Annotated in this window: 9 protein-coding genes and 3 pseudogenes; 9 read left to right on the forward strand and 3 right to left on the reverse strand. The window is 68.7% G+C overall.

Annotated features, from left to right (window positions below; all coding sequences use genetic code 11):
• Positions 1-782 precede the first annotated feature (782 nt).
• The 3 genes and pseudogenes from ABZ281_RS30485 to ABZ281_RS30495 all read left to right on the forward strand — a co-directional run.
• Positions 783-1,772 (forward strand): aldo/keto reductase, encoded by a 990-nt coding sequence (locus ABZ281_RS30485; protein WP_356660691.1) that lies wholly within the window; start codon positions 783-785, stop codon positions 1,770-1,772.
• Between the two features lie 234 nt (positions 1,773-2,006).
• Positions 2,007-2,396 (forward strand): hypothetical protein, encoded by a 390-nt coding sequence (locus ABZ281_RS30490; RefSeq protein ID WP_356660677.1) that lies wholly within the window; start codon positions 2,007-2,009, stop codon positions 2,394-2,396.
• A gap of 76 nt (positions 2,397-2,472) precedes the next feature.
• A pseudogene (locus ABZ281_RS30495) lies at positions 2,473-2,562 on the forward strand (IS5/IS1182 family transposase); the annotation flags it as partial.
• Between the two features lie 63 nt (positions 2,563-2,625).
• Here ABZ281_RS30495 and ABZ281_RS30500 read toward each other — a convergent pair.
• Both ABZ281_RS30500 and ABZ281_RS30505 read right to left on the reverse strand, forming a co-directional pair.
• Positions 2,626-2,781, reverse strand: a pseudogene (locus ABZ281_RS30500) (GMC oxidoreductase); the annotation flags it as partial.
• A gap of 10 nt (positions 2,782-2,791) precedes the next feature.
• Positions 2,792-3,160, reverse strand: a complete 369-nt coding sequence (locus ABZ281_RS30505; RefSeq protein ID WP_356660679.1) for a hypothetical protein — start codon at positions 3,158-3,160, stop codon at positions 2,792-2,794.
• A gap of 28 nt (positions 3,161-3,188) precedes the next feature.
• Here ABZ281_RS30505 and ABZ281_RS30510 point away from each other — a divergent pair, with 28 nt between their 5' ends.
• Positions 3,189-3,473 (forward strand): LysR substrate-binding domain-containing protein, encoded by a 285-nt coding sequence (locus ABZ281_RS30510; RefSeq protein WP_356660681.1) that lies wholly within the window; start codon positions 3,189-3,191, stop codon positions 3,471-3,473.
• Between the two features lie 80 nt (positions 3,474-3,553).
• Here ABZ281_RS30510 and ABZ281_RS30515 read toward each other — a convergent pair whose 3' ends face one another.
• A complete protein-coding gene (locus ABZ281_RS30515) occupies positions 3,554-3,871 on the reverse strand; it encodes a hypothetical protein (protein WP_356660683.1) in 318 nt (105 codons plus the stop codon).
• Between the two features lie 251 nt (positions 3,872-4,122).
• Here ABZ281_RS30515 and ABZ281_RS30520 point away from each other — a divergent pair, with 251 nt between their 5' ends.
• The 5 genes and pseudogenes from ABZ281_RS30520 to ABZ281_RS30540 all read left to right on the forward strand — a co-directional run.
• Positions 4,123-4,449 carry a PadR family transcriptional regulator gene (locus ABZ281_RS30520; protein ID WP_219188469.1) on the forward strand — a complete coding sequence of 109 codons (327 nt, stop codon included), beginning with the start codon at positions 4,123-4,125 and terminating at the stop codon, positions 4,447-4,449.
• On the forward strand, positions 4,446-4,802 hold the full coding sequence (locus ABZ281_RS30525; RefSeq protein WP_356660685.1) for a DUF1048 domain-containing protein: 357 nt from the start codon (positions 4,446-4,448) through the stop codon (positions 4,800-4,802). The genes ABZ281_RS30520 and ABZ281_RS30525 overlap by 4 nt, the downstream gene beginning before the upstream one ends.
• A 1-nt stretch (position 4,803) precedes the next feature.
• Entirely contained in the window at positions 4,804-5,130 is a 327-nt protein-coding gene (locus ABZ281_RS30530) for a DUF1048 domain-containing protein (RefSeq protein ID WP_356660687.1), read from the forward strand.
• Between the two features lie 647 nt (positions 5,131-5,777).
• Entirely contained in the window at positions 5,778-6,293 is a 516-nt protein-coding gene (locus ABZ281_RS30535; RefSeq protein ID WP_356660689.1) for a hypothetical protein, read from the forward strand.
• Positions 6,294-6,480: 187 nt separating this feature from the next.
• Positions 6,481-7,048 (forward strand): annotated as a pseudogene (locus ABZ281_RS30540) (ISKra4 family transposase); the annotation flags it as partial.

Below are 7,048 nucleotides of genomic sequence, written 5' to 3' on the forward strand. Positions count from 1 at the left end.
GGACGCGCACGTCCCACTCAGCGGGGGTGGGTCCGCCGTCCAAGTGTGGGAGCAGGGTTTCCCCGAGGGCCGGCCGCCGTCGGGCCGGGGCGTCCATCTCGTCATCGGTGATCACCGGCCTGTGCAGACGACATCACGCTTCTCGACAGCACTGCGCTGCGGCCCACGCTCGTATCGGTCATGCTCTCTCCTCCGTGGTCCTTGTTCTCCACCCTGTTTCGCCCCGGCACCGCACAGGAGATGCAGGCCACCGGACGCTCCGCCCCCAGCGGCCGCCCTCCACCCCGGAGGGGTGCGCCACCCGGAAGTGACCACGGTCAACATCGTCTGCGAGGGAACCAGCAGTCACGCCGTCGACCCCGGGCGGGCGCCCACCCGTATGGGAGGGGCGGGCGCACCGGACGATCTGACAGCCGGAGGCCGGACCCAGAGGTGGCTGGCGGGCGCCGGTGGAGTCGTCCCGCGGACGGGCGGCCGCTGGTACCACCGGCGTCCCCGAGCGCCGCATCCCGCACGCGAGGACGAACGGTTCCAGGCTCGTCTCCTTAGGGCACTGGAGCGTCACACGGGTGTGGTGCCCGTCCCGGAGCCAGGCCTTCCTCACATCCCACTTGCCTTGGAGTGCGCTCGAAGCCATACCGTCGAGGACGCAACGGCACACGAGGCCGTCTCAGGGCCCGCTCCTCCCGGGATGCCGGGTGACGGCATCTGTGCCTGGATGGACGGCAGACTTCGTGCCGCCCGAAGGACGATCAAGCATGCAGGGAAGGCTGGGAAACGACATGCAGAAGCGCAGTCTGCGGGAATTGCAGGTATCGGCCATCGGCCTGGGGTGCATGGGCATGTCCGCCTTCTACGGAACCGCCGACGAGGAGGAGGGCGTCGCGACGATCCGGCACGCCCTCGACCTCGGGGTGAACTTCCTCGACACCGCGCAGATGTACGGCCCGCTCACCAACGAGTCCCTCGTCGGCGAGGCGATCCGGGGGCGCCGCGACGAGTATGTGATCGCGACGAAGTTCAACTACCGGATGGACGACGCCGTACCGGGCGACATCAGCACGGTCGGCCCGCAGGACGGCTCGGCCGAGCACGTCCGCAGCTCCGTCCACGGCTCCCTGAAGCGTCTGGGAACCGACCACATCGACCTGTACTACCAGCACCGGGTCGACCCGAACGTGCCCATCGAGGAGACGGTCGGCGCGCTGGGCGAACTGGTCGCCGAGGGCAAGGTGCGCCACATCGGGCTGAGCGAGGCGAGCGCCCAGACCATCCGGCGTGCGCACGCCGTGCACCCGGTCACGGCCGTACAGAGCGAGTACTCGCTGTGGTCGAGGGACGTGGAGGCCGAGGTGTTGCCGGCCTGCAGGGAGCTGGGCATCGGCTTCGTGCCGTATTCGCCCCTCGGCCGCGGCTTCCTCGCCGGGCGGTTCACCTCGCCGGATGACCTGGACGTGGACGACTGGCGTCGCCAGAACCCGCGTTTCCAGGACGCCAATCTGGAGGCGAACCTGCGGCTGGCGGCGAAGGTGAAGGAGATCGCCGCCGAGAAGGACGTGACGCCGGCCCAGCTGGCCATCGCGTGGGTGCTGGCCCAGGGCGAGGACCTGGTGCCGATCCCGGGCACCAAGCGCCGCACCTACCTGGAGCAGAACGCCGCCGCCGTCGGCATCGACCTGACGAAGGACGATCTGGCCCGCATCGACGCGGAGCTGCCCGAGGCGGCCGGTGAGCGGTACGACGAGGCGGGGATGCGGTCCGTCAACCGCTAGCTAGGCTAGGCGGAGGAAGCGCACACACCACATTGGGGCTCCGCAGGGAACGCGGCGGGGTGGTCATCGACCTCCTGATCGCAGGACGGCAGGACGGCACTCGGCAAGGCGCCCAGTTCCCGGTGGCAGGTCGCAAAGGCCGGCATGGTGATGTTGCGATCCTCGGTCGCTCCAAGGCGCGGTCTGGCTCGGCGACCGTGATGACGACACCGGTACTTGCACCTGTCTACCCGCATGACCGGCGGCCACCGCAGAGAGATCATCCGAGCGGCAAAGCAGCGCCTTGACGCCGGCCTGGACACGTTGCTGGTGTCGAGATCGCTCATCGAGACCGGTGCCGACCTCGACTTCCCGCGTGGATACCGCGCCGGATCTCTGTCAGAGTCCGAGCAGCAGGCCGCCGGGCGCATCGACCGCGAAGGGCACCGCCCGACCCAGGACAGCATCATGACCGTCTTCGAACCGACGGACGGACTCCAGCCACAAGTGATCTACAACCGGTGCGGCATCGTCGCAGCATCCCGCCGCTTCGGCAAACGGCTCGCAGAGCGACCTGGACACACTTCGCTCCTACTACCAGCACCGCTACAGGCTCCAGGCCGGCGAACTGTGGTTGCTGATTGAGCCGTTGGTGCCGATCCCTGCGCCCAGGCTGGTGGCGGGCAGGCCGCAGGGTTTGTGACCGGCAGACTTTGTGCGGCTCCTGTTCGTGCCTCACATCGGTATCCAGCGGGCGTACCTGCCCCAGGAGCTCGGCTTCGGCTCGGGCACCCCGGTCCGACGGCAGGCTCGCGACCGCGGCCATGACCACGCGACTGCGGTCGCCCGTCCGTGACAGGCGGCAGGCGCCCTGTCATCCCCCGTCGCGGCGGACGGCCTGCTCGGTCACGGCGTGCGCCAACGCCATGATGGTGATCTGAGGGTTCACACCGGGCGACGACGGCAGCAGGCACGCGTCGGCGACGAGCACCCCTTCCGTTCCGCGCAGTCGCCCGTCGGGGCACACGGGGGAGTGCCGGTCATCCCCCCAGCGCGGCGGTTACCGTGGGGTGGAACGCCGACAGGTGGAGGCGGCGGCGACCGGTGCGGCGGACGACGTCGTCGAGATCGGCGGGCGAGGTGACCGACGGGTGTGCCGGGATGCCGGTGAGGACTTCGCGCGCTCCTGCGGCGAAGAGGATGCGTCCCATGTGGGTGATGGACCGCAGGAGGCGGCGACCGTCCTCGGCGTGGAGGGTGTAGGAGGCGACCGGGCCATGCGTACCGCGTACGCGTCCCGAGGAGCGGTCCGAGACCATCACGCCGAGGAGACCGAGCATTCCTGCGTCGTCCAGCTCGCGCATCAGTTCCCTGCCGAGGTGCGGGTGGGCCACGACCCCATGGATCACGGCCCGGGACGGCACGACCGGTCACGCGATGGCTGTACGCGCCTGCCAGGCGGCTGGTTTCCAGCCGCGCATCCGCCATCATGTCAACGATTTCCGTACGGTCCTGGCGCTGGCCGCCATCGGCCAAGGCGCCGGATTCGTACCGGAGATGGCCACGGAACGCACCCCCGAGGACGTGGTCCTGACCCGGCTGCCCCTCTTCCGCCGCTCGAAGATCGCCTTCCGTGCGGGAGGCGGCACTCACCCGGCGATCGCAGCATTCGTGGCGGCGGCGCGAACAGCGGTGGGCGCCACGGACCGGGCCCCTGAATGACACGCCGTGATATCGACTCGGTCGGCCTCGCTTGTTCATTCTGCGCGCCATTCCTCTACGCTCGTTGAGGAAGTCATCAACTACCGCATGACATCTGCCCGGTGATGAGTCGGCGTGGGGTGCACGTCCCGCTCCACGTCACCTTTGGACGGCTTCAGGCGCAGGCGGGCCGGAGGGGAGGTGGGGAGGGGCCGTGCGGCCGGCCGGGGGATCGCACTCTGCGTGCCTGCGGCCTGCGCGCCGTCGGCGCCGCGCGCTGCGCCGCCGCCACGATGGCGTGGCCATGAAGGGGACGTCGGCGGGGGAGAGGCCGGTGCGGGGCCGGTGGAGGCGGGCGGGGTGGCGCCGACGTCACGGGCGATATCGACGCCGATCTCGACGACCAGCTCGGGCTGCACGAGAGTGACGGTCAGCGTCTCCCGGGTGCCCCACCCGGCGGATTCTCAGTCAAGTTCAGCATGTTGACGTGTAAGAGCCAGCCTTCAGCTCAACCGATGACGGGCTGCAGCGTTCGGCGGACCCGGGTGCTCGCCGAACGAGTCGGCTCGGGGGTCGTGTCCACCGGAGAGGTCGCCGTTCCACTACTCGGTGATACCGTATAGCGGTACTCGGTAGCACGTAGTACTGGCAGGGTTGAGGAGCACCGGCGATGGACGACCTGACGGAGATGTTGAAGGGCACGCTCGAAGGCTGCGTGCTCGAAATCATTGGCAGCGAGGAAACCTACGGGTACGCCATCACTCGCCAGCTGAACGAGCTCGGCTTCGCCGACGTCATCGAGGGGACGGTGTACACGATCTTGCTGCGGCTGGAGAGGAACGGGCTCGTCCAGGTGACGAAACGTCCATCCGGGGTCGGTCCGCCGCGCAAGTTCTACGCGCTCAACGACGCCGGGCGCGAGGAACTCGCAAGGTTCTGGGCGAAATGGCAGTACCTCTCATCACGCATCGACAGGCTTAAGGAGGGCGGGAGATGAACTTCTGGGAGAAGGTCACAGGGGGCGATCTCACCAGAGATTGGGAGGCGTTCGGAGCCCGGGTTGAGGCTCTGCCGGACGACTACCGGGAGGCGTGGGACCAGATCGTCGCTCACCTCTTCCCTTACGGGGACTTCACCGGCCGCAACCTGACACCGATCCTCGATTCTGCCCTGGGGCTGCTCGAAGTGTCGGCAGCGGACGGGCAGAGCATCCACGAGGTGCTCGGCGACGACATCCAGGGCTTCTGTACGGCGCTGGCCGGCGGAGCTGGGGGCCGGACTCATCGCGACCGGTGGCGCGAGCAGTTGAACAGGAACGTCGCAAGGAAATTGAGCCGGCTGGGAGACTGACGTGAGTATCCAGGACATCATCGAAGGCAAGAAACAGTGGCGGGCGCATGTTGCCCGGGTCAAGGCGCTACCGCCGGACTACCGGATTGTGTACAAGGAGATGCAGAAGTACCTGTTCAAGGTCGGACCGGTCAGCCTGTCCGACGGGCCCCTCCTCCCTGGAATCGTCGACTTCTTCGAGGAGGGCGTCGCCGAGGGAAAGGGAGTCTTGGAACTCATCGGCACCGACGTCGCCGCGTTCTGCGACGACCTGATCAAGGACTCTCCCACCTACGCGGATGCTTACCAGGAATCCATTAGCGGGGAACCCGGCGCGGCCAGAATGTGACAGCCGCCGGACCGGTTCACGACAGTTCCGCCACGGTGGGGTCCATGGCGTCGTCTGCATCGACAGCACGTGCGCAGGTGTCTCGACATCAGCTTTGAGCTGGGGGCTCTCCTTCGCGTCGGCTGCCCTGAGCTCTTTGAGCTGCCGGACCTGCTGGCGCAGACGCCGTTCGCTGGCCGGTGTCCCTCCCCGACCGACCCGGGTGCAACGATGGTCAGCGCGCCGTCGGGAGATGTCGCGGGCCTATGGCGGGTGGGAACTGACACGGCGAAGGCCGGCGCCTGCGCCGCGGGGCGGCGTGTGATCACCGTCCCGGAGGCTGGGGCTGGGTAGGTAGCAGTCGAACGATGGGGCCTGGCGCGGCCAGCTGTTGGCGGAGTTGTCGGTTTTCCAGGGTGAGCTGATTGACGAACCGGATGAGGTTCTCGACGTCCGTTGCCAGTTGCGCGAGCTGCTCTTTGTCGGCTGCGCGGAGTTCTTTCAGCTTCGTGATCTGCTTGCGCAGCCGTCGTTCCGAGTCGGGTGCGGCTCTGTTTGAGGGACGGTGATCAGCGGGGGTTTCGCGTTCCTGTGGTCCGGTAAGTCCCTGGGTGGTGTGGGGGTTGGGCCCGGCGCGGTTGTGTCGGCGGCATCGCTGGGAGGGACGCATGGAGCAGGAGCTGCTGGCGTTGCTGAAGCAGCGTGAGGAGGCGGCCCGGCGTCGGGTGGAGGGGCTGCGGGCTGAGCTGGCCGGGCTGAACGAGCGGATCGCCGCCGCTGAGGAGGAGCTGTCCGATTTGGTAGTCACTCAGGCGACGCTGGTCCGCGTGTTCACCGAACGCGGCGCGGACGAAGGGGAGTTCGAGCGGGTGCTTTCACGGGGTGCGGATGCGGACGATCTACCTGGCTGTCTGCCGCCGGTCGTGCGCGTCGCGACCGGTGAGGTGCTCGCGGAGGGCGATTGGCCGGTGCTGGCCCTGCTGGCCAGCGCGAATACGACGCTGCGGGCGAAGGAGATCTGCGAAGTGACCCAGGAGGCCGCCGACCACCGGCACGTTGAGACGCTGCGGATGCGGCTGAAGCGCATGGTGCGAGGTGAGTGGCTGGCCGAGCCGTCCAGGGGTCTGTTCGCGCACCCGATCGGCCCTGATCAGGTGGGCTCTTCCCCGCGTCGTGCCTGGTGACAAGCCTGATACGACGCAAGGGAAGAGCCCGACGCCAGACTTCGGCCCGCCCGGGACCGGCGGGGTGATTCCCGCCGCCCGCGCCGCCTTCGAGTAACTGCTCACCGATCTGTTCGACCACCAGGGCGTCTGTCACGCCGAGGCGGAGGGGTTCATCGCCGCGCGCGGCCGCGAGGCGCACCGCCTGATGCTGCAGGAGTGGTTCGCCCAGCATGCGCGGCGCGAAGAGCGTCTGCCGGAGGTCGCTGGATCCGACCAGGTGGTGCGGCGCGCCGCCGAGGCGGGCCACAAGCGGCTGCTGTCCACGCGGTTCGGCACCGTGGAGGTGGAGCGGATCGCCTACCGCGCGAAGGGGGCTTCGAATCTGCACCCGGCCGATGCCGAACTGGACCTGCCGGTCGGGCGGCACTCGCACGAGCTCAAAGAGCTCGCGGCGATCGAGGCGGCGCGCGGTTCGTTCGAGTCAGCGGCCACCGCGGTCGAGCGCGCCACCGGCACACACATGGGCAAGCTGCAGGTCGAGCAGCTGGTACAGCGCGCCGCGGCGGACGTCGACGACTTCTACGCACAGGTGCGCAGCGCCCACGCCTCCGGCTCCGGCTCCGGCTCCGGCTCCGAGGAGATGCTGCTGGTGCTCTCGGCGGACGGCAAGGGGATGGTCATGCGTCCCGAGGCGCTGCGCGAGGAGACCAGGCGGGCCGCCGCGAAGAAGGCCGCAGCCACAAGTACCCCGCCCAACTGTCCGGCGGCCAGCA

The organism is Streptomyces sp. NPDC006265, assembly GCF_040613555.1.
Classification (GTDB): Bacteria; Actinomycetota; Actinomycetes; order Streptomycetales; family Streptomycetaceae; genus Streptomyces.

Coding starts and splice junctions, on each gene's coding strand:
- ABZ281_RS30535 (WP_356660689.1), top strand. CDS start 5,778: ATGGAGCAGGAGCTGCTGGCGTTGCTGAAGCAGCGTGAGGAGGCGGCC.
- ABZ281_RS30510 (WP_356660681.1), top strand. CDS start 3,189: ATGGCTGTACGCGCCTGCCAGGCGGCTGGTTTCCAGCCGCGCATCCGC.
- ABZ281_RS30525 (WP_356660685.1), top strand. CDS start 4,446: ATGAACTTCTGGGAGAAGGTCACAGGGGGCGATCTCACCAGAGATTGG.
- ABZ281_RS30520 (WP_219188469.1), top strand. CDS start 4,123: ATGGACGACCTGACGGAGATGTTGAAGGGCACGCTCGAAGGCTGCGTG.
- ABZ281_RS30485 (WP_356660691.1), top strand. CDS start 783: ATGCAGAAGCGCAGTCTGCGGGAATTGCAGGTATCGGCCATCGGCCTG.
- ABZ281_RS30490 (WP_356660677.1), top strand. CDS start 2,007: ATGACCGGCGGCCACCGCAGAGAGATCATCCGAGCGGCAAAGCAGCGC.